General features: G+C 48.1%; 16 protein-coding genes. 1 reads left to right on the forward strand and 15 read right to left on the reverse strand.

Translation table 11 applies throughout. The annotated features are described in order from the left end of the window. Nucleotides 1-218 precede the first annotated feature (218 nt). The 13 genes from J2T16_RS27575 to J2T16_RS27635 all read right to left on the reverse strand — a co-directional run bounded on the left by J2T16_RS27575 (nt 219) and on the right by J2T16_RS27635 (nt 15,512). Nucleotides 219-1,403 carry a rhamnogalacturonan acetylesterase gene (locus J2T16_RS27575; RefSeq protein WP_499020039.1) on the reverse strand — a complete coding sequence of 395 codons (1,185 nt, stop codon included), beginning with the start codon at nt 1,401-1,403 and terminating at the stop codon, nt 219-221. A 191-nt stretch (nt 1,404-1,594) separates the two neighbouring features. Further along, entirely contained in the window at nt 1,595-2,434 is an 840-nt protein-coding gene (locus tag J2T16_RS27580; protein ID WP_090924547.1) for a carbohydrate ABC transporter permease, read from the reverse strand. A 2-nt stretch (nt 2,435-2,436) separates the two neighbouring features. After that, a complete protein-coding gene (locus tag J2T16_RS27585; protein WP_499020040.1) occupies nt 2,437-3,339 on the reverse strand; it encodes a carbohydrate ABC transporter permease in 903 nt (300 codons plus the stop codon). Between the two features lie 139 nt (nt 3,340-3,478). Further along, entirely contained in the window at nt 3,479-4,768 is a 1,290-nt protein-coding gene (locus J2T16_RS27590) for an ABC transporter substrate-binding protein (protein ID WP_499020007.1), read from the reverse strand. A 256-nt stretch (nt 4,769-5,024) separates the two neighbouring features. Beyond that, entirely contained in the window at nt 5,025-6,578 is a 1,554-nt protein-coding gene (locus J2T16_RS27595) for a response regulator transcription factor (RefSeq protein ID WP_499020009.1), read from the reverse strand. After that, nucleotides 6,553-8,340 (reverse strand): cache domain-containing sensor histidine kinase, encoded by a 1,788-nt coding sequence (locus tag J2T16_RS27600; protein WP_499020011.1) that lies wholly within the window; start codon nt 8,338-8,340, stop codon nt 6,553-6,555. Before J2T16_RS27600 ends, J2T16_RS27595 begins: the two co-directional genes overlap by 26 nt. A gap of 437 nt (nt 8,341-8,777) precedes the next feature. Then, entirely contained in the window at nt 8,778-10,103 is a 1,326-nt protein-coding gene (locus J2T16_RS27605) for an SGNH/GDSL hydrolase family protein (protein WP_336121196.1), read from the reverse strand. Nucleotides 10,104-10,372: 269 nt separating this feature from the next. Then, nucleotides 10,373-10,690, reverse strand: coding sequence for a hypothetical protein (locus J2T16_RS27610; protein ID WP_339835257.1), 318 nt, complete (start codon nt 10,688-10,690; stop codon nt 10,373-10,375). A gap of 33 nt (nt 10,691-10,723) precedes the next feature. Beyond that, a complete protein-coding gene (locus tag J2T16_RS27615) occupies nt 10,724-11,587 on the reverse strand; it encodes an inositol monophosphatase family protein (protein ID WP_221791419.1) in 864 nt (287 codons plus the stop codon). A gap of 109 nt (nt 11,588-11,696) precedes the next feature. Further along, entirely contained in the window at nt 11,697-12,698 is a 1,002-nt protein-coding gene (gene uvsE / locus J2T16_RS27620; protein ID WP_090924554.1) for a UV DNA damage repair endonuclease UvsE, read from the reverse strand. A 193-nt stretch (nt 12,699-12,891) separates the two neighbouring features. After that, the gene (locus J2T16_RS27625; protein WP_090924555.1) at nt 12,892-13,215 is read right to left on the reverse strand and encodes a hypothetical protein; all 324 of its coding nucleotides are present in this window, start codon (nt 13,213-13,215) and stop codon (nt 12,892-12,894) included. Between the two features lie 59 nt (nt 13,216-13,274). Further along, nucleotides 13,275-14,375 (reverse strand): D-alanine--D-alanine ligase, encoded by a 1,101-nt coding sequence (locus J2T16_RS27630; protein ID WP_154891913.1) that lies wholly within the window; start codon nt 14,373-14,375, stop codon nt 13,275-13,277. Between the two features lie 138 nt (nt 14,376-14,513). Further along, complete coding sequence (locus J2T16_RS27635) at nt 14,514-15,512, reverse strand: amidase domain-containing protein (RefSeq protein ID WP_418792677.1); 999 nt, start codon at nt 15,510-15,512, stop codon at nt 14,514-14,516. A gap of 362 nt (nt 15,513-15,874) precedes the next feature. Here J2T16_RS27635 and acnA point away from each other — a divergent pair, with 362 nt between their 5' ends. Further along, on the forward strand, nt 15,875-18,589 hold the full coding sequence (acnA, locus tag J2T16_RS27640; protein WP_154891911.1) for an aconitate hydratase AcnA: 2,715 nt from the start codon (nt 15,875-15,877) through the stop codon (nt 18,587-18,589). 194 nt (nt 18,590-18,783) lie between these two features. On the opposite strand, the gene J2T16_RS27645 is transcribed toward acnA, so the two are convergent. Then, nucleotides 18,784-19,098: a hypothetical protein gene (locus tag J2T16_RS27645; protein WP_336121200.1), complete on the reverse strand. Its 315-nt coding sequence runs from the start codon at nt 19,096-19,098 to the stop codon at nt 18,784-18,786. Nucleotides 19,099-19,110: 12 nt separating this feature from the next. Beyond that, nucleotides 19,111-19,518, reverse strand: a complete 408-nt coding sequence (locus J2T16_RS27650) for a hypothetical protein (protein WP_221791425.1) — start codon at nt 19,516-19,518, stop codon at nt 19,111-19,113. Nucleotides 19,519-20,042: the final 524 nt, after the last annotated feature.

The following is a 20,042-nucleotide window of genomic DNA, read 5'->3' on the forward strand; positions in this document are numbered from 1 at the left end:
GCTGTTGGTCCGGGATTTCTTCTATTCCCCTCCAAGGGGGAAATCCCGTGCCAAACGCGGGCGCTTTGCTCCCTTTTCCCGATTCCGCCCACCTCGCTGCCTCGCTCACCCTCCACTGCTTTTAAAAGGCATGGCCTTCGCTTCGTTGGGCCATTTTTTTGTGCTCGTTGCTTCGCTCTACTCGCTTATAATATATAAGTAATTGTATAGCTTCCGTTTCAACGCAAATACATCTGCAATGGTTGCAAATGCATCTCGCGGATAGCTTCAGCCACCTGCTCTGCCAAGCGGCGTGCGCCTCGCTCCTGAAAATGTGTATTATCTTCCATCCCTGTTGGGAAGTTGATATATTCGCCAGGCAACACCCACATAAAATCATCTTTGGTTCCTTCTTTACCCGCCTGCTCAAACATCAGGCGGCTGCGTTCGGCCAGATCGATTAGCGGCACTTCTTCATCTGCCGCAAGTTCACGTACGGCAGTGATATAATCGCCGTGTGTATCGGTCAATGTGCCGTCTTTCGCAAAGTATCGGCGATGCACTGGTGTGATCAGCACCGGACGCGCCTCAGCCTCGCGTGCGGCATCAATATATTTTTTCAAATACTGCTTATAAGTGGTAAAAGGATCTGTCCCCCGTTCCGGGTCAGGCTTCTCGTCGTTATGTCCAAATTGAATAAATAGGAAGTCATCGGGCTCTATTTGCTCCCTAATTGCATCCAAGCGGCCTTCATGAATAAAACTACGGGAACTCCGCCCTGACTGTGCATGGTTATCCACGGCAACATCATGTTTGAACTGTGCAGGCAGTAGTTGTCCCCAGCCGCAATACGGGTATCCACTCTCTGGCTGATCTGTTACCGTTGAATCCCCCGCGAGAAACACGGTCATCGTTTGATTGGCCAGCGTTATTTCCATTGCATTGATCCGAGGTGCAGGTCCCGAGAAGGCCAGGCGAAGCTTTCCCCCGCGAACAACAACGACAAACCGCATTTCTGCGCATTGCCCAGCCACCGTGCGAATCGTGGGTAACATCAGCCGACCTCCTCCTGCTTTGACACGCGTGATTGTATCCGCAAGCGGATCTCCGGCAATCAGTAATACCTGATACGTCCCGTCGGGCACATCGACGACAAACGATGCCTTAAGCGGGATGCAAAAGCTGGAACGCAAGCGGCCAGACATTGTTGCCTGCCCTTGCGGTGGATAATCCCCTTTTGAAGAAGGTAACCTAGATTCCTGCTCTTCAACCCGTTGCTTTTCATACACCAGCGAACCGGGTTCAAATCCGAATCCTTGGCTCTCATCGTATATCGTTGTAGACGAAACAGCCACATAGCCATCTGCTTTTCTTACATTCGTATGGATGCCTTCTCTGCAAGCTTCCTTATCGGACTTCCTCATGCTTAACGTGGATTCCGATACGATTTCTGATCTACGATCAGATTGAGCTGTGATCGGGCCAAAACTAAACTTCCACGAGGACCTCTTTTGTTCTACTTGTTCTACTTTTTCTGCATGTTCTGCGTTTTCCAAGTCTGCTGCATCCACTAATTTTCTCCTCCATGTATTATTGGTTTGATGCGCTCGCCTCGTTACCCCTTCAAACCACTCGTGCTCATGCCTTGCACAATCTGCTTCTGGAAGATGAAGAATACAGCCACAACCGGCACCAGACTGACAATCGACATCGCGAACATCGCCCCCCAGTTGGAGGCAGATTCACTATCGAGGAACATTTTGAGCGCCATGGATACGGTGTACTTGTCAGGCGAATTCAGATACAGCACCGGCCCGAGCAAGTCTTCCCATCTCCAGTAAAAGGAGAAGATTGCTGCTGTTGCCAGCGAAGATTTGATCAAAGGCATGATGATCTGGATGTACAGCCTGAACTTGTTACAGCCATCAATCGTTGCTGCCTCGTCCAGCTCTTTCGGAATCGTGCGAATAAACTGCACCATCAGGAAGATGAAAAACGGCATCCCGAAGAATGTAGGTACAACAATCGGCAGAATCGTGTTCAGCCAGCCCAGCTTGGTAAAGATAATATACTGCGGAACCAGTACGACGTCGTGCGGCAACATCAGCGTAAGCATCATCAGAGAGAACCAGAAGGTACGTCCTTTGAAATTCAGTCTGGCAAAACCAAACGCGATCAGTGACGAGGAAAGCACTGCCCCAATCGTAGAGATGACCACTATGATCAGTGAATTGGTGATGTAGTCCATAAACGGCCTTCCAGCCGTTCCTTTCCAGCCGTCCACATAGTTCGACCAGATCCATTCGGTCGGAAACAGGCTCTCTGCTGTTACAAAAATCGTGCGGCTCTCCTTGAAAGAACTGAATAACATCCACAGCACCGGGTAGAGCATCAGAAGGGCAAGTGCGGCAACGAACAGATGATAGATAGGCCATTTTACATTTCTCCACACCATGATTACTTCCCTCCTTCAGATTCGTAAAACACCCAGAATTTAGATGTCAGGAACACAACCGCTGTAAGCACACCAATCATAATCAACATGATCCAAGCCATTGCCGAAGCATAACCCATGTTGTTAAACATAAATGCCTGACGGAACAGATATAACGAGTACAGCATCGTTCCGTCCATCGGTCCACCCTCTCCTTTGGAGATGATATAGGCAGGCACAAAGGTCATAAATGCACCGATCGTCTGCATAATCAGATTGAACAGCACAATTGGACTGAGCAGCGGCAGCGTGATGCTGAAAAATTTCCGAACGGGATTCGCTCCATCCACCCCTGCGGCCTCATACATCTCGGGAGAGATATTTTTGAGTCCTGCCAGAAAGATTAGCATTGAGGAACCAAATTGCCATACAGATAGGGAAATCAGCATAACAAGCGCCGCATCCGGATCACCAAACCAACTGACTGGACCAATGCCGATGGCAGTCATCGCACTGTTAATGACACCTTCGTTACTGAACAGGTTACGCCACATAATGGATACAGCTACGCTACCACCGATGATGGAAGGCAGATAGTACAATGTACGGTACGTTCCCACCATGCGAGAGCCCGTGTTCAGAATCATTGCGACAAAGAGGGCAAAAATCAGCCTTAACGGCACCCCTATGAATACATATAGAAACGTAACCTTCACCGAATTCCAGTATTTTGGATCGTCAAAAAACATCTTGGTATAGTTGTCCATCCCAATCCATTTGGGAGAGGTGAACAGGTTATAACTCGTAAACGACATGTAGAGGGAAACGAACATCGGGATAAGCGTAAATCCAAGAAAACCAATAATAAATGGGCTGATAAAAGCATATCCCGTCAAGTTTCTACGCAATGAAGAATACTGCCTCAAGTGGAACGTACCTCCTTCATGGATCAGCTTGCGGCCGTCTTCATGTTGCAGACAGGACGGGGAAAGGCCCTCGCCGTCAGCGAGCAGCCCGGTTCCCGTCCATCCCTGCAAGCGGGACGAGCAAGCCATCATTCAATTGTTATTTATTGTTGGCAAGCACGGATTCTGCATTTTTACGGAACGTCTGTGCCGCCTGTTCGGCAGTAATCTTGCCAAAGTTCAGCTCCTCCACTACATCAGCGAGTGAAGAGATGACCTCCGGTGATCCAACCGGTGGAGGTGGGCTCATTGGAGAAGCTTTCGGCTCCATCGATGCCACGAATTCAAATACCTGTTTCGTTGCATCACTCAGTTCAGGAGCGATGGCCTCTTTGATTTTCCCGGAGATCGGAACACCGCGCTCCCCTTTGATCAGTTTGTTGGCCTCTTCGTCATTCACCCAGAAGTCAATGAACTTCGCTGCTTCTTCCTTCACCTTGGAGTTGGACGTTACACCCCAGTACATACTTGGCTGCATATAAAGTCCTTTTTCCATATCCGGTCCCGGCATTGGCGCAATGGCAAGTGGGCGGTTAGCTACCTGTTGCAAAGCGACGAACTGGTTCGACCATTGCCATACACCGATTCCTTTTTCTTTGACCAAATCGGATTCTTCAATGATGCCTTTCGTTTGGTTAGCCACATCTGGTGAAGGTGCGGCCTTCTGCTCGATCATGCGTTGCATTAATCCGAAAAACTCTACGAACAGCGCATCGTCATCATAACCAAGCCCGGTTCCTTCCGGGTTGTAGAGCGATTTGCCCTTGGTACGCAGGAAATAGTGGAAGAAGATATCCGGAGCTACGCCGCCATCCAGATACAGTCCCTTCTCTGCTGCTTGTTTACCAAGCGCTTCGTAAGATTTCCATGTCAGATTTTCAGGCATGGCATCTACGCCAGCCTTCTTAAGCAACGCAGGATCATATTGAAAACCAAGTACGTTAACCCCGGCTGGTACACCGTACTGTTTGCCGTTGATTACACCTGTGCTGATGACATTCTCGGCCACATCATCCACCTTAATCTGATTGCCCAGATACGGTGCGAGATCTTCAAGCTGACCGTTCTGTGCATATTGGCTGATGTAGGAAATATCCATCTGAATAATGTCAGGCAGCTGGTTGGCTGCAGCTTGCGGGGCAAGCTTTTTCCAGTAGTCATCAAAAGAAGCGTATTCCACATCAATTTTGACGTTTGGATTTTTCGTTTTATACAGGTCGATGACCTTCTGTGTATATTCATGCCGTGTATCCGAGCCCCACCATGCGATACGCAGGTTTACCGAATCATCCTTGCTCCCAGATCCCTGTTCGCTGCCTCCACCTGAGCTACACGCTGCTGTAAAAACAAGCAACGCAGCCATCATCAGGAATATTGCCTTTTTCACCATGCCAATCTCCCCTTTTTATGCTGATATGGTATTGTGAACGTGTTATCTCGATCTTGTTAACGATACTCTGATAACGCTTTCACAAACTTGATAATGTCATTTTCGCAAATGTACGATCCAAGTTGAATACACAAAACCGTCTTGTTGGTTCAAAAAACAGAGGAGGACATCCCTGACGCTGCAAGCGCCGGTTATCCTCCTCTTTAGATATGGAATTACATCGCATTCATACAGATTTGTTATGGACAATTCATTGTTAGACGCCAATTCTGCGAAATTCGGTAGGTGTCATCCCGGTCCATTTTTTGAACACCTGACTGAAATATTGCGAGTTACCTCCAAAACCAAATAATTCAGCCAACTCAAACACCTTTACATCCCCACCTCTGCGAATATGTTCACACGCCCGTTCAATGCGCAGACGATTGACGTAATTAGAGAAGTTTTCGCCGGTGACTCTTTTGAAAATTTTGCCGAGGTAGTCCGGATTCATATACAACATCTGGTGTGCCACTCCACTCAAGGAAAGGTCAGCCTCACCATAGTGACGGTCCACGATGTCCATCATTTTCTCCACCGCCGATGATTGGCGGCTGATGTAATTCTTATAATAACCGGCGGTTAACCTGGCAGCACTATCTGCCACAAATGTATTCAGATCAGGCAGCGTATCAATATCTGTCAGTTCCGCCATTCGCTGCGTGAAATCGGTTGCCTCCTCTGGCGGACAGACTTGAATCATGGCAGAGTATAACTGCACCACATAAGCGCGTGTCACCTCGATATCCAGCTTCTGGTCTGCCAGTTGCTCAAACAAACGATGTACGTCTGCGGCAACTTCCTCCGTATTGCCCGATTTAATGAACTGGCACAGCTGCTCGGCATCCTGCTCCACATTCACACCGTCACACTCCCCTGCCAGCACCACATCATTCTTGGTAATGAGTTTGCCCTCTCCAATGAAAAAACGATGATTCAAATACTGCATCACTTCACGGAACAATCGCCGGGACTCAGTCATATGATCCGCTTCGCTGAGGGCAGCTGTGAGTTGTAATTTGTACAGACAGGTAAACGTCTCGCGAACAGCATCAATCCGTTCCTGCAGCACATCTACATCCACGGTATCTGCCAGCACAATTAAGAGCTTGCCTTCAATCGTTGTGCTCAACAGAACATCGGGAAGAAGGTCGGCAGCTATATTTTTAATCGCAAATAAATGGCTATAATCATGTTCATCCACAATACGAAGCAACAGCAACCGGACGCTGTTCTGTTGGAGCTCCAGATTGAATAAATCCTGATAATACGCCAAATCCACGGGCCCATACGTACGATTGGTCATGAACTCGAGCAGAAATTGTTCCTTCACATGGGGAAGCACTCGTTGCAGACGTTGCTTGATCTCTCCTGCCACATGTTCTTTCACCTGCGCATCCTGGCGCTCCTGTAATAACTCAACCAGGGCATCATGAATCTGACTCTCGTTGCAAGGTTTGAGCAGATAATGCTTCACCCCGTATTGCATCGCCTTGCGAGCATACTCAAACTCCTTGTAGCCGGATAACATGATAAAACGTACTGCCGGATAAGCCTCCGAAGCCTTCTCGATCAGACCCAGACCATCCAGACCCGGCATGGAAATATCGGTAATAATGATATCCGGTCTCGCGATTTCGATTTTCCCCAGAGCTTCCACTCCATTTCTGGCTGTACCCACAAGCTCTGTCCCTGCAGCCGCCCAGTCAACTACCTGAGAAATCCCCTCCAGGATGACACGTTCATCATCTACGAGCATCACTTTGTACATCGTCATCGTCCTCTCTGATCCAAGGTATGCTGATCGATACTACAGTTCCTGATCCAGGCTTGCTACTTATGCTCATGGTGCCTTCATCACCAAAGGTCAGCCTGAGACGTTCCTGAATATTGGTTAACCCTATGCCCTGCCCTCTGGTCTGAATCTGCCCTTCCTGCAAACGTTCCATGAATTCGGAGGTCATACCCGGTCCGTTATCCTCAACTTCAATCCGAATATGCTCCCCTTCTGCTCTGGCACGGATTCGAATCTGACAAGGTTCAATGCTTGGTTCCAGCGCATAATGAATGGCATTTTCCACAAGCGGCTGTAATGTTAACTTGGGAATTCGTGCAGTTCCAACCTCAGGAGCTATATGCATGTCAAAATCAAGTCTTTCCTCAAACCGGGTACGCTGAATCGTCACATAGCTTCGTACTATATCCAGCTCTCGCTCTAGCGTAATCCACTTCTCGGACATATTGACCGAACTGCGCAGAAGGAAGCCAAGTGCTTCAACCATCTCGGAGATTTGATGCTGTTTCTGCATTTTGGCCATCCAGTTAATGGATTCAAGCGTGTTATATAAAAAGTGTGGATTGATCTGCGCTTGAAGCGCTTTCAACTCTGTTTCACGAATGACGAGTTGCTTCGCATAATTCTCATCAATCAGCTCTCGAATCCGCTGTAACATCATCTTGAACGTTCGATGCAGCAGTCCGACTTCATTTTGCGGAGATACGGAAATGTTGCCAAGGGCTGCTTCCTCCAGTTTATCCAGATCCCCTTTTTCAATATTACGCATTTTCTTGATTAATTGCGCAATCGGATGGGTGATGCTGCGAGAGAATTTGGCTCCAATCACAAGCGCTACCAGGAAGATCATAATAAAAATGACCATGACCAGCTGTTTGACAAATTGAATCTGCTTGAACATCTGATCAAATGGGGTCGTGTACAAATAGTTCCAGTCGGTATAGGACGAGTGTGTACGGGCAACAAAATACTTGCCCTGCTCCAATGTCGCAATTCCGTAAGGTTGAGTCCGCTTCAGCTCACTTGCGATTTCGGACTTGCTAACAGTGGATTCGGTCGGATAGATGACTTCCGTCCCATCAACGATGAGCAGCTGGGAGTCCTCCGCTGGTTCCTGCATCTGATCCTGTACGATCCGATCAAGCCGAACACGGATAATCAAGGTGCCCAATTTTTCCAGCGTAAATGCTCCGCCCGTAAAGGACTTCACCTGTCTGACCGACAGCAGCCTTGCCTGTTGATCTCCACTTGCCAGCCATACGTTGGAACCGGCATACTGCTCACCGAGCGAAATCAGTTCCTGTTGCTTCGTCTCTGAGATACCTTCCCGATTACCTGCCGCCATGACATTGTTATCGTTGTCGATAAAGATCATGGAGTACACATATTTCTCGGAGCCCGCATAGGCAACAAGTCGATTTGTAATCTTTTTACGAAGACCATTCCGCTCGTACCCCGTTTCTGCCTTCTCCAGTTGCAGCAGATACTGTTGCAGGGGCTCATCCGACATCACTTTGAAGGACAGATTGGATAACTCGCGCAGCTTGTTCTCTATGCCGACGGACGACATATTCAGCACCTGTGATGACTTCTCGTAGATCTGGCGGTCATAAATATTCAACACATACTGCATGACAGATACGTAGAAAGCAAAGCTGATCAACATCAAAAAACCAATCAGCAACATCGTTTTGTGATGAATGGGCAGTGTGGTGAAAGCGTTTTTAAATTTACTCACTCGGAGCTCTCCTTTGCTTGGCGAAGGGTTGCTGGATTAGAGGGATACCGGCCTACGATGAAGCTGATAAGGGTCTGAATTGGGTTGCATATGCCAGTTTACTTGTAAGTTATTTTCATATTTACACATCCATGGTCGGATGACAAGTCATATTTATACAACATTTTGGGTCATCTGAGAAGGTATACAATCATCAAGATAGCTGACTATAACACTTTTTAGTGGAACTTGTTTATCTACGTGGCAACGTTGGTTAGCGTGTGAGTGAATTATAATGCCAGGAGAGTTGCGTTACTCAGGAGAGCAATGTTAGGTATAGCACAAAAACAAAAAAATGACGAGTCAGGAACAAGTCCCTCCTCGCCACTCATGATATCTTTGGAATAAAGTTCACTCCTTACGAGTTCACCTTATCACTTTTAACCCTATTAAAAACTTTATGGATTTACAAATACCGTTTTGAGCTTCGCAATATACTGCACATCAAAGCCCAGACCTTCGGCTACCATAGCCACAGGTACATACGTTTTGGCTTCTTTGCCTACTTTGTTCAGAAAGGCCGGAGTGTCCACTGCAACGGATGCGCCGTTCACTTTCACGGCATTCGCTCCGATCTTCACAGCTACTGTGCGGTCACCGTAGGTAATGGTTGCCGTTGACGTTTTGTTATCCCAAACGGTTTTGGCACCCACCGCATTCACGATATCCTGGATCGCGACGAAGTTTTTGCCGTTACGAATAACCGGTTTATACGGTGTGTTCAACATCTTGCCACTTACGATGATGTTCATCGGTTCGCCTGCATCTGGCGCGGTCAGTTTCGTGTAGTCACCCCAGATTGTTTTCGCAAACTCTTCAGCAATAGCAGCATATCCAAGCTGATTCGGGTGGAAATCACGATTTTTGATCATATGTGTCATCGTGCCTTCACCGCCCACAAAATCTTTGGCTACATGAGCTACTTTCACATCAGCACCTTGAGCTGTGAACTGAGCAGCAATGCCATCAATCGTTTGTGTGAATCCCTGGGAAGCCTGCATCAGCTTGGTATACAGCTCTTTGCCGGCTACTTCCGGCATCGGCTGATACTGGTCAGCAATAACAATCCGGGCAGATGGATTAATCTCATGAATATCATTAATAATAGCAGTAACATTGGTTGTATACGTTGATAGCAGCTCTTTCACTTTCTCTTGCAGCTCTTGGTCGCTCATCGTAGTCGCTGTACCAAGGAGCTCCGAAACATCATTGCCGCCAATCGTCATCGCAACGAGATTAGCCTGTGCAATGCTTTCACGGATCGCAGCCGTATTAGCTCCGATCTGTCCTGCTCTTGGATCAGGCAGACTCGGTTGAATGGCTTCAGAAGTCAGCGTCTTGCCTTCCTTGATCGCATCGGTGAAGTTCTTCAAACCGCTCGTTTTAAGTCCAGCGATGCCGAAGTTATCTACTTGTGTACGCCCATGGAGCAAGCCTTGTTCTTGCAAACGCTCAACGTAACCGTAAGGCAATGTTGTCATCTTTGGCTCATATCCTACAGTAATGGAGTCACCCAATGTGACGATCCGGAACTCTTTGGTTACCGCAGTAGCATCTTTCTTGGTTGCCGTAAGCGATGCTTCATTTGAAGCCACAGGTAATACGCCCGTTTTGGCGTCAGCAGCATGTGCCGGTAATGTGGACGGTGTAAGTAGCAGCATACCTGCCAGCATGCTGGCACTCAGCCCTGCGGCGGTGTTTTTCCAAATACGTTTACGCTTCATTCTTGTGAACACTCCTTTAGTTAAATCCAGCATTTACACGATTATATAGTACACCATTCATTCCGATGACATATGCTTGTGTACCTCTATTCTATCACTTCAAATATAGCTTTGTCCTCTTGCCTAAATGTGCGCGCAAAATAATAGACTTCCCTATGCCGGGAAGTCTATTATTGTTAGAATCCGTCTCTATCGTATGAGAGCAATCCTACTGAGAATGTATATCCTTATGATGGTATGTCCATTAATGGTCATATGTTTCCTGTATGTTACGCTTCGCTATCCGATCCTGAATTTCTAACTTGCTCTCGATCCGCACGCTGACCTGACTTCAGTCCGCCGTCCGCCTTCGATTTCAGTCCGGCAGCACGATCCAAATACCGGTCATATCGATCATCCAGTTCACGAGCCATCGTACGAAACTTTAACGTTTCCTCCACAATCGGATCTCGTTCTGTCTGAATACGCACCTCGTACTTCGGAGGAATGAGCTGACGTTCTTGCTCTTCAGCATCACCAGACGCTTCCATATCTCCTTCCGTCAGCATGTCGCTAAGCCGTCGTTCCAGTTCTTTGGATTCATCCATCGTTATTCGCTCCTATAATAAAGTGGTATGTGTTTACTCCAGTCCGGTGGCCTTGGCTTTTTTAAGTACATCCGTCAATGCCTCATGAATCTTGCCATTGCTGGCAACGATATGATTCACGGCTAGCGTATATGGTGTTCCGATTGTATCTGTCACCTTGCCGCCAGATTCCGCAACCAGCAATGCACCTGCCGCGATATCCCACGGCTTGAGCCCCACTTCCGTATAAGCACTCAGACGACCAGCAGCGACATAAGCCAGATGAATGGCAGCCGAACCGCCTGCGCGCAGATTGCGCACCTGCGGAGCAAGGGCCTGAACAGCGGCCATATTCAGTGGCAACGCAAATGTTGTATCTGCCGGGAAGCCTACTGCCACAAGGCTCTGTGCCAATGTTTCTTCACCCGATACCGTCATCCGGTTTCCGTGCACATAGGCTCCTTTTCCTTTTTCTGCAACAAATAATTCGTCACGGGAAGGATCGTAGATGACACCCACAATTACTTCGCCCTTATGTGCAAGCGCAATGGAAACTGAATAGAATGGGAATCCGTGCACAAAGTTCGTCGTTCCATCCACCGGATCAACAATCCAGAGGTACTCTTCCTCTGCTGCCTCTTTCAGCGCTCTTGCTGAAGCTTCCGGCCCCGGTTCAACTCCCTCTTCCCCCAGAATGGCGTGGTCTGGAAAATGGGTCAGAATCAGGCGCCGAATCATCTGCTCTGCCCCTTTATCCACTTCGGTCACCAAATCTTGAGGAGAATACTTCGTTCCGAGTTCACTTACCGTACCCAGACGGCTCTTGATCCACTCGCCCGCCTTGGACGCAGCATTAATGGCAACGGCAGTATAGCTTTTGCTTGTCACGACATAAGGTACCTTTTCCTTTTCACTCAAAGCGTTCACTCTACTTTCTATATCAATCTACGAAAAAGTTAAAAATACTTGTTAGAAGTATACGTCTGAGCATTCGTAAAGTTTCTTGCTGTCCAAGCCCCTTTTGGCTTCACGGATGAATTCGTACCGTGGACTCGTCCACCCATTCAACACCTTCATCCTGATAAAAGGCCAGTTTCTGCATCAGCTGCACCAGGGCTTCATCCTTGCGCTTCGCCTCGATCATGACATCAAGGGCCGGTGTATCCGCTGCAATATGGCGCAGAAAATCAAGTATGGGCTCAACCTCCACTCCATCCGCATGACCACGAGGGTCCTTTTCGCTCTTCGGGCTGGATACATGGATTTTGGGGACTAATGGCTGGTTTGGAGGTGCATCGGCCTGGGCAAGCGGTGATTGCCAGGTTTTTAAAATATCCGGCCACAGCTCCCATGGCTGCTCGCCTTCGTTATTCACCCACTGGTGATGAATATCCAGCACCATCGGTAACCCAATGTTCTGACATACCGCGAGTGTCTCAGGTGAATTGAACGTTTTATCATCATTTTCAAGCGTCAGTCGCTCCTGAATATCCCGATCCAGCTTCAGGAAATTTTCTTCAAAACGCCGTGCAGCTGAAGGCTTGTCCCCGTATGCACCACCAATATGAATATTATTCTTCGCTGTCGCATTGAGGCCCATGGCATCCAGCATTCGGACATGATGACGAAGATCCTTCATCGAGTTACGCAACACCTCTTCGCGAGGGGTGCTTAGTACGGTAAAATGATCTGGATGAAAGGATACGCGCATCTGATTTTCCTTCACGAAGTCGCCAATGGCTTCGAAATCCGGTTTCAGTGCCGGAAACGGGTCCCAGTCACTCAAATCTTCATGGGTAGCCAGTGGAATCAATTTCGAAGAAAAGCGATATACATGAATATGGCTACCTTTATTATGCCGAAGTAAACGTAAGGTATTGTGCAGGTTCTCGGCTGCAATGCGTTCCAGCTTGCGAATCGCCGCTTCCCTGTCGCCGATTTTATTAAAACTAGCCATTGTCATCGTCTTGGAAGGCGAAGCATTCTCCACCAGCACCGACATCGCCACGTAACCGAAACGTACAAGCATGAATTTCTTCCTCTCTGTTTAGGACGGACAGACTTGCACGACTGAAGACAGCCGCGAAGCTAAGCCGACATGGTATATAACCAAGTTTTACCCTAAACAGGGGAGCGTAATCCCGTGATTGCAAATCCGGCCGATCGCTCTCTTACAGGAGATAGACCCTATAAGGCTCTATGATCGTAACCAACGGTAGACTCTAACCCTCAGCCTGTTCCCCAAAGAACATCTCATCGGCAAGCGCCGTCTGGATGCGTGATTCTTCCTCGGTCAGCTTGCGAATAAGCTGCATCTCTACTTCCGTTACTTCTTGGTTCTGAAAATTGATTTCCGCAATGGAAGCCACAATTTTCACAATAGCCACCGCTACATTGTCCGGAGTGTAAGCAATGACCTTCTGCCCGGTAGGAAATACCCGAAAGCCTTGTTTGACCATTTTGCCGCGGCCGTATTCAAGCAGTTCAAATAACTCTTGTTCGCTCTTGAATTTACATACGGAATTAAACTCTGTCTGAAATCCCATGCACATTCCTCCCAATCTCCTGATAGTGGAAATCTAGCTTGGATAGCGGATCGTCCAGGCTATGCCTGAACGCCGTTTTCGTAATTCAGTGCCTGTTTGCGGTTATACCGCTCCAGTCCCAGTTCGATCATGCGATCCAGCAATTCAGCATATGACACACCTGTCTCGCGCCACAAGAGCGGGTACATGCTGTACGGGGTGAAGCCAGGCATCGTGTTCACTTCGTTAATCAGTAGCGCTCCATCCGACTTGCGAATGAAGAAATCTGCGCGAGAGATGCCGTTACCCTCAATGGCACGGAACGCCTGCAAAGCCGCTTCACGAATGCGATCTGCTGCCTCAGGGTCGAGCGGTGCAGGAATCAGCATCTGGGACTGGCCATCGATGTATTTGGCTGCATAATCGTAATACTCACCAGAGGATACTATCTCGCCTGGAACCGAAGCCATCGGTTCATCATTTCCGAGCACACTAACTTCAACCTCACGTGCTTCCACAAATTCCTCAATGACTACTTTGGTATCATACCGGAGTGCAAACTCAATCGCTGTTTTCAGTTCATCGCGGTTACGCGCTTTGGAAATACCTACACTAGAGCCAAGGTTAGCCGGTTTGATGAAACACGGGTAGCCCAGCTGGTCTTCGACCTGTACGATCATTTCGTGTTCCGTCTGTTTCCATTGTGTCGCGTTAAAATACGTGAATGCACACTGGTCAATCCCGGCTTGAGCGAACAGTTTTTTCATAACTACTTTGTCCATGCCGCCTGCCGAAGCTAGCACCCCTGCGCCAACATACGGCATATCCGCCATCTCGAACATACCCTGGATCGTGCCATCTTCACCAAACGTGCCGTGAAGCAACGGGAACATAATGTCCAGCGCCTCCGCTCCACCGTACAATCGTGCGAATAATGCGTTCAGTGCGTCCTGTGTGCCGCCCGCAAAGTTTTCCAGTTTAAGATCTTCAATACGTGCAAAAGGTGCATTCATCACGGCTCCTTTTTTCCATGTCCCCTGCTTGGAGATATAAAAAGGAACCAGTTCATACTTCTCGTAATCAAATGCATTTGTTACAGCAAACGCCGTTTGCAGCGATACCTCGTGCTCACCTGATTTCCCGCCATATACGACGCCTACTTTTAATTTATCCATACTCATGCGTAACCTCCGATTATATCTGTACGTAATGCTATCTGCGCAGCCGTTACAGGCTATTGTCCTGCTGCTTCCGGTCTCTGTTCTTATTTTACACGGAACGGGCTGTCTGCGTCACCGAATCTCGCAAATCTTTCCCTGTTAAAATTCGTCCGCGATATGAAAAAGCCGGTATACCGTCTGCTCCGTCCAGGCATAGGAATCCCGGTAATCCCAGTAACGATGGCGACTGCTCACCGTATGTGCGTTCACCAGCGGCATTCCCCCCGCGTCAAAAGCGGTAACAACCGTGCTGTGCTGGAACCTTCCATCGCCGTCCCAATCATAGAAAATGACATCTCCGAGCATAAGCTGCTCAGGACGATCCACCTCGGTGGCCGTCAGCCCCCAGCTGCTACCCGATAGATATCTTGCCAAGCTGTTGGATACAGCCCAGCTGTAACTCCACATTTCCACGCCGTTTACATACCCTTTATACCACCAGCCCGCTTCTCTTCTACCAGTATAGTGGATGGGTGCTTCCCCTGCAAAGAGACACTGGGACACATAATTCGTGCAGTCCACATCGAATTCTTCATACGCCGGATTACCCGCATTCCACCATCGATCTGCGTAGGCCACAGCCAGATCCCGACGATATATATGCCTTTTGGCACTTCTGCCTTGACCCAATACTTCCCGATTCAGAAGCGGCCGATTCACCGCCTGTACAAAATCAGCTTGTTGATACGGACGCCCTTCTCCCGCTGGACGGCGCTCCGGCACTTCTCGTTCCACACGCGCTATACTCCAATGCCCATTTTCGCGCAAAAAGGTTAATCGCTCCCGTTCGATCCGATCTTCCCGGTGGGTGATGCCACTCTTCTCATAGAACAACCTGCTGTACAGTTGCACTTCCACCACCGCTTCTTCAGATCCATCAATGAGTGTACGCACAAGCTTGGCGCTGGTCTCGCTGCGAAGAGGTACGGCGCGCCGTTTGCGATACCATTCATCCAGCCTTGCCATGCGTTCTCCCCGTTCCACCACAAATTCGGGATCGGTTACGATCCGTTCACTCGTCTGTGGACGGTAATCGATCTCACAGCGATTGTACTGGTTGACGTACGTATATAAGGCACTCTTCCATTCGCGTTCCAAGCTTGTGTCCCCCTTTGGCATGAGTTCAGTCTGCTCCTATTATTCATATGAAAGGAACCTCGGTTGTATGTGCACAGCTCAAATAACGCAGCTAAATCTGTGACCTGAAAAGATCAAAATCATCCACGCTCATGCCAGAATGTAGAAAACGCCTTCATCCTTTCAAACGCTTGCTTGAACAGGCAAAAAGCCCTTTACGTACGGATGTGAAAACGGTATACTTAGAACTAAAGTTATGATTTTGAAATTATGTTTCATCTGATGAAACCACTGAACAAGAACACGGAACGGTGAAGGCCTGTTCTTCATTTAGAAATGAACGTTTTCTTCATCTCACCGACACATTTTAAGGAGGTACATGTATGTCAGCCAAGAACCATTTCTCCGCCGCTCGTACGCTTGAGGTTGGAGGCAAGTCTTACCGCTACTACAGTCTTGACGCTCTTCAGGAAGGCGGCCACGGCGACCTTTCCAAGCTTCCCTTCTCGATTAAAGTTCTGCTTGAAGCAGCGATTCGTCAATACGACGGACGTGCTATCACCGAAGAACACGTTAAACAACTGACTGGCTGGGCTGAAGGCCGTGATAATAATAAGGAAATTCCGTTTATCCCTGCGCGGATCGTATTGCAGGATTTCACGGGTGTACCGGTTGTTGTTGACCTTGCAGCAATGCGTGACACCGTGAAAAAAGCAGGCGGAGATCCAAAACAGATCAACCCGCTCGTTCCCGTTGATCTCGTTATTGACCACTCCGTTATGGTTGATGCTTTCGGAACCAGTGATGCACTTGATTACAACATCAAAGTTGAATTCGAGCGTAACGAAGAACGTTATCGCTTCCTTCGTTGGGCACAAACGGCATTCAACAATTTCCGTGCTGTTCCACCATCCACAGGGATCGTTCACCAGGTTAACCTGGAGTATCTTGCTTCCGTGGCTGCAACCAAAACAGTTGATGGCGAAACGGTTGTATTCCCGGATTCCCTCGTGGGTACAGACTCCCACACCACTATGATCAACGGTCTCGGCGTTGTCGGCTGGGGTGTAGGTGGTATCGAGGCCGAAGCAGGTATGCTTGGCCAACCGCTTTATTTTGTAACACCAGACGTTATCGGTTTCAAATTGACAGGTAGCCTGAGCGAAGGCGCAACAGCAACTGACCTCGCGCTCACCGTTACTCAAATGCTTCGTAAAAAAGGCGTTGTCGGCAAATTCGTTGAGTTCTACGGACCAGGGCTTGCCAACATTGGCCTTGCTGACCGTGCAACAGTTGCCAACATGGCACCGGAATACGGCGCAACGATCGGTTTCTTCCCGGTAGACAGCGAAACGTTGAACTACCTGCGCAGCACTGGACGTTCCGACGAGCAAGTAGAACTGGTTGAAGCTTATTACAAAGCTCAAGGCATGTTCCGTACTTCCAGCACTGTTGATCCGGAATTCACGGATGTAATTGAACTGGATCTCGGCTCCGTTGTACCAAGTCTTGCAGGACCAAAACGTCCACAAGACCGTATCGAGCTGACACAAATGAAAGAAAGCTTCAACAGCATCATCCGTACTCCTGTCGACAAAGGCGGATATGGACTGAGCGATGAGAAGATTGAACAAAAAGTGCCTGTGAAGCACCCTGACGGTTCCACTACTGAGATGAAAGCTGGAGCTGTAGTCATCGCGGCGATCACAAGCTGTACGAATACATCCAACCCTAGCGTTATGGTCGGTGCTGGTTTGCTCGCAAAAAAAGCGGTTGAACTTGGTCTCACTAAACCAGGATATGTGAAAAGCAGCTTGACTCCAGGTTCCCTCGTCGTTACCGAGTATCTGGAAAAAGCAGGTCTGATCCCTTATCTCGACCAACTCGGATTCAACGTAGCCGGTTACGGCTGTGCAACATGTATCGGTAACTCCGGTCCACTGCCGGATGAAGTGAGCGAAGCGATCTCTGCCAACGATATGACTGTAGCGGCTGTATTGTCCGGTAACCGTAACTTCGAAGGCCGTGTACACGCACAAGTAAAAGCGAACTACTTGGCTTCTCCACCGCTGGTTGTTGCTTACGCACTGGCAGGTACAGTCGACATCGACTTCGAAACCGATCCAATCGGTCACGACCAAAATAATCAACCTGTATTCCTGAAAGACATCTGGCCTAGCTCCGAAGAGATCAAGGATGCGATTGCAAGCTCCCTGAATGCACAGATGTTCCGCAACAAGTACGAGAACGTATTTACTGCCAATGAGCGTTGGAACCAAATTGCTGTACCGGAAGGCGAACTGTACGAGTGGGACCCGAACTCCACTTATATCCAGAACCCGCCATTCTTCCAAGAGCTTGGTGACAAGCTGAACGATATCTCCGATATCCGCGCTGCACGTGTAATGGCATTGCTGGGTGACTCCGTAACAACGGACCATATTTCACCAGCAGGTAACATTGCTCCGTCCAGTCCAGCTGGATTGTATCTGAAAGAGCATGGCGTAGAGCGCAAAGACTTCAACTCCTACGGTTCACGCCGTGGTAACCATGAAGTCATGATGCGTGGTACATTTGCCAACATCCGTATTCGTAACCAGGTAGCTCCAGGGACTGAGGGTGGTATTACGAAATACTTGCCAACAGACGAAGAAATGTCCATCTACGATGCTTCCATGAAGTATCAGGATGAAGGACAGAACCTGATCGTTATCGCAGGTAAAGAATATGGTACAGGAAGCTCCCGTGACTGGGCAGCCAAAGGAACGTTCTTGCTCGGCGTCAAAGCCGTTATCGCAGAAAGTTTCGAGCGTATCCACCGCAGTAACTTGGTAGGTATGGGCGTTATGCCATTGCAATTCCAGGAAGGTCACGGCTGGTCCAGCCTCGGCCTGAACGGACGTGAGACGTTTGACATCACGGGTCTGAGCAACGATGTGAAACCAGGTCAAGAATTGAAAGTAACCGTAACTCGTGAAGACGGTACACAGTTCGACTTCCCTGTTATCGCTCGTCTGGACAGCATGGTTGATGTGGATTACTATCACAACGGTGGTATCCTGCAAACGGTACTGCGTCAAATGATGAAAAAAGCGTAATCCCCTTAATCTTTCATGGGATAAAATGAAATAGCAAAGCCCCGCTTCATTGTGCAGCCTGCACGATGAAGCGGGGCTTTTGATTTTGAGATTCGTGGATGACCTTGAATTTAATATGTTGCTTTGCTTTAGTTCTTTTCACCTTGACTTAATCATTTTCACTTTGCTGTTGATGCTTCCCTGCGGCAAGCTAATCAAAAATCGATCCTGATTCCCACCTCTGAATCGTCTGGTGGTGCAGGTATACGATAGATTCCCCTGCTTTTCAACTTTTCGACGTTGATCCAATCCATAAAATCATCCCCGCCGTAACTGCGAATAAACACCCCATATTCCAGTTCATCATCGAAATTAATCGATTCCATATATTGAGTGAACGGATGTTTACCTTCAATGCTTTGCAAAAAATCAGAAAATTCATTTCTCCACGCTTCGATCTGCTCTGCATACTCGTCAGGGACATAATAATAGAAACCGTCAGGGGTGTAATACGAAATTTTCATAATCATCCGATCTACCTCCTAGAGTTTCAAAATAGCCATACCTTCCTTCAGTTGTTCAGAAACAGCCGTATAATACTCCATTCTATCTGCAAGCTCATGTTCTGTTTTATGTACCAGATAATATGAATACTTCTGCATCAACTCATGCTTGTTCAACTCAATAGGCAGGTGAATGATCTCATAATAATCTGTGTTCTCTGAGTTGGCATAATAACGATAACCTCTTTCGCATCGGCCAATATTCATAACCGTTTTAATGACCAATAATTCATCACGCATGAAACTACGAATCTGTGTGGATCTCTCCTTTTCCAACGCTCGTATGGCCTGTTCCTCTTCTTGTCTATGTGTTGCGTCTGCGATCTCACTTTCGATAGCGATCAGCGCTCTCATTCTTCCGGCAAGCTGTTTAGCTAACACAATCAAAGCGAGCCCTCCTCCAAGTATAGTGAGCAAACAGGTAATAGGTGAATCGTCTTTTCTTTATCTCATTAGATGTCTCTCCACTACAACGATGAAGAAGTATCACAAAATGCTCCGCTAAAAACTACTCAAATCAATGCTCTAGAGTGTAACTTTAAGGTGAAAATCCCCCGCTGGCGAACAAAGCAAAATTGTATCGTCGCAGGAAAGTTTCTGAAGTTAAGAAATCAACGTCAATGACACCGGCAGCCAAAATGCTAACGACTCTAACGATCATAAGGAGCCTTATTGGGCGCCAAATAGGCCTTGTGAAATTCTAACGATCCATAGGAACGCTATTTAAGTAAATCCCTTCGATTTATCTTAGTTTCAGCTGAAATCCAGCCAAATAACGTTCCTGGTGATCGTTAGAATTTAAAACCCATCTAAATCAGGCAAATAAGGGCTGTCATGATCGTTAGCGCTGCGAGGAGACAAAGCACTGAAGTATAAAGGTTTAGGGTTGCGGGGTTGCGGGGCTTACGTGG

The sequence above is a fragment of the Paenibacillus intestini genome, assembly GCF_030803945.1.
GTDB lineage: Bacteria > Bacillota > Bacilli > Paenibacillales > Paenibacillaceae > Paenibacillus > Paenibacillus polysaccharolyticus.

What these genes read in the sequence shown, in the direction of transcription:
- J2T16_RS27625 (WP_090924555.1), bottom strand. Translation starts at nt 13,215, where the DNA reads ATGGGATTTCAGACAGAGTTTAATTCCGTATGTAAATTCAAGAGCGAA.
- J2T16_RS27610 (WP_339835257.1), bottom strand. Translation starts at nt 10,690, where the DNA reads ATGGATGAATCCAAAGAACTGGAACGACGGCTTAGCGACATGCTGACG.
- J2T16_RS27590 (WP_499020007.1), bottom strand. Translation starts at nt 4,768, where the DNA reads ATGGTGAAAAAGGCAATATTCCTGATGATGGCTGCGTTGCTTGTTTTT.
- J2T16_RS27605 (WP_336121196.1), bottom strand. Translation starts at nt 10,103, where the DNA reads ATGAAGCGTAAACGTATTTGGAAAAACACCGCCGCAGGGCTGAGTGCC.
- J2T16_RS27580 (WP_090924547.1), bottom strand. Translation starts at nt 2,434, where the DNA reads ATGGTGTGGAGAAATGTAAAATGGCCTATCTATCATCTGTTCGTTGCC.
- J2T16_RS27595 (WP_499020009.1), bottom strand. Translation starts at nt 6,578, where the DNA reads ATGTACAAAGTGATGCTCGTAGATGATGAACGTGTCATCCTGGAGGGG.
- acnA (WP_154891911.1), top strand. Translation starts at nt 15,875, where the DNA reads ATGTCAGCCAAGAACCATTTCTCCGCCGCTCGTACGCTTGAGGTTGGA.
- J2T16_RS27645 (WP_336121200.1), bottom strand. Translation starts at nt 19,098, where the DNA reads ATGATTATGAAAATTTCGTATTACACCCCTGACGGTTTCTATTATTAT.
- uvsE (WP_090924554.1), bottom strand. Translation starts at nt 12,698, where the DNA reads ATGCTTGTACGTTTCGGTTACGTGGCGATGTCGGTGCTGGTGGAGAAT.
- J2T16_RS27575 (WP_499020039.1), bottom strand. Translation starts at nt 1,403, where the DNA reads ATGAGGAAGTCCGATAAGGAAGCTTGCAGAGAAGGCATCCATACGAAT.
- J2T16_RS27630 (WP_154891913.1), bottom strand. Translation starts at nt 14,375, where the DNA reads ATGAGTATGGATAAATTAAAAGTAGGCGTCGTATATGGCGGGAAATCA.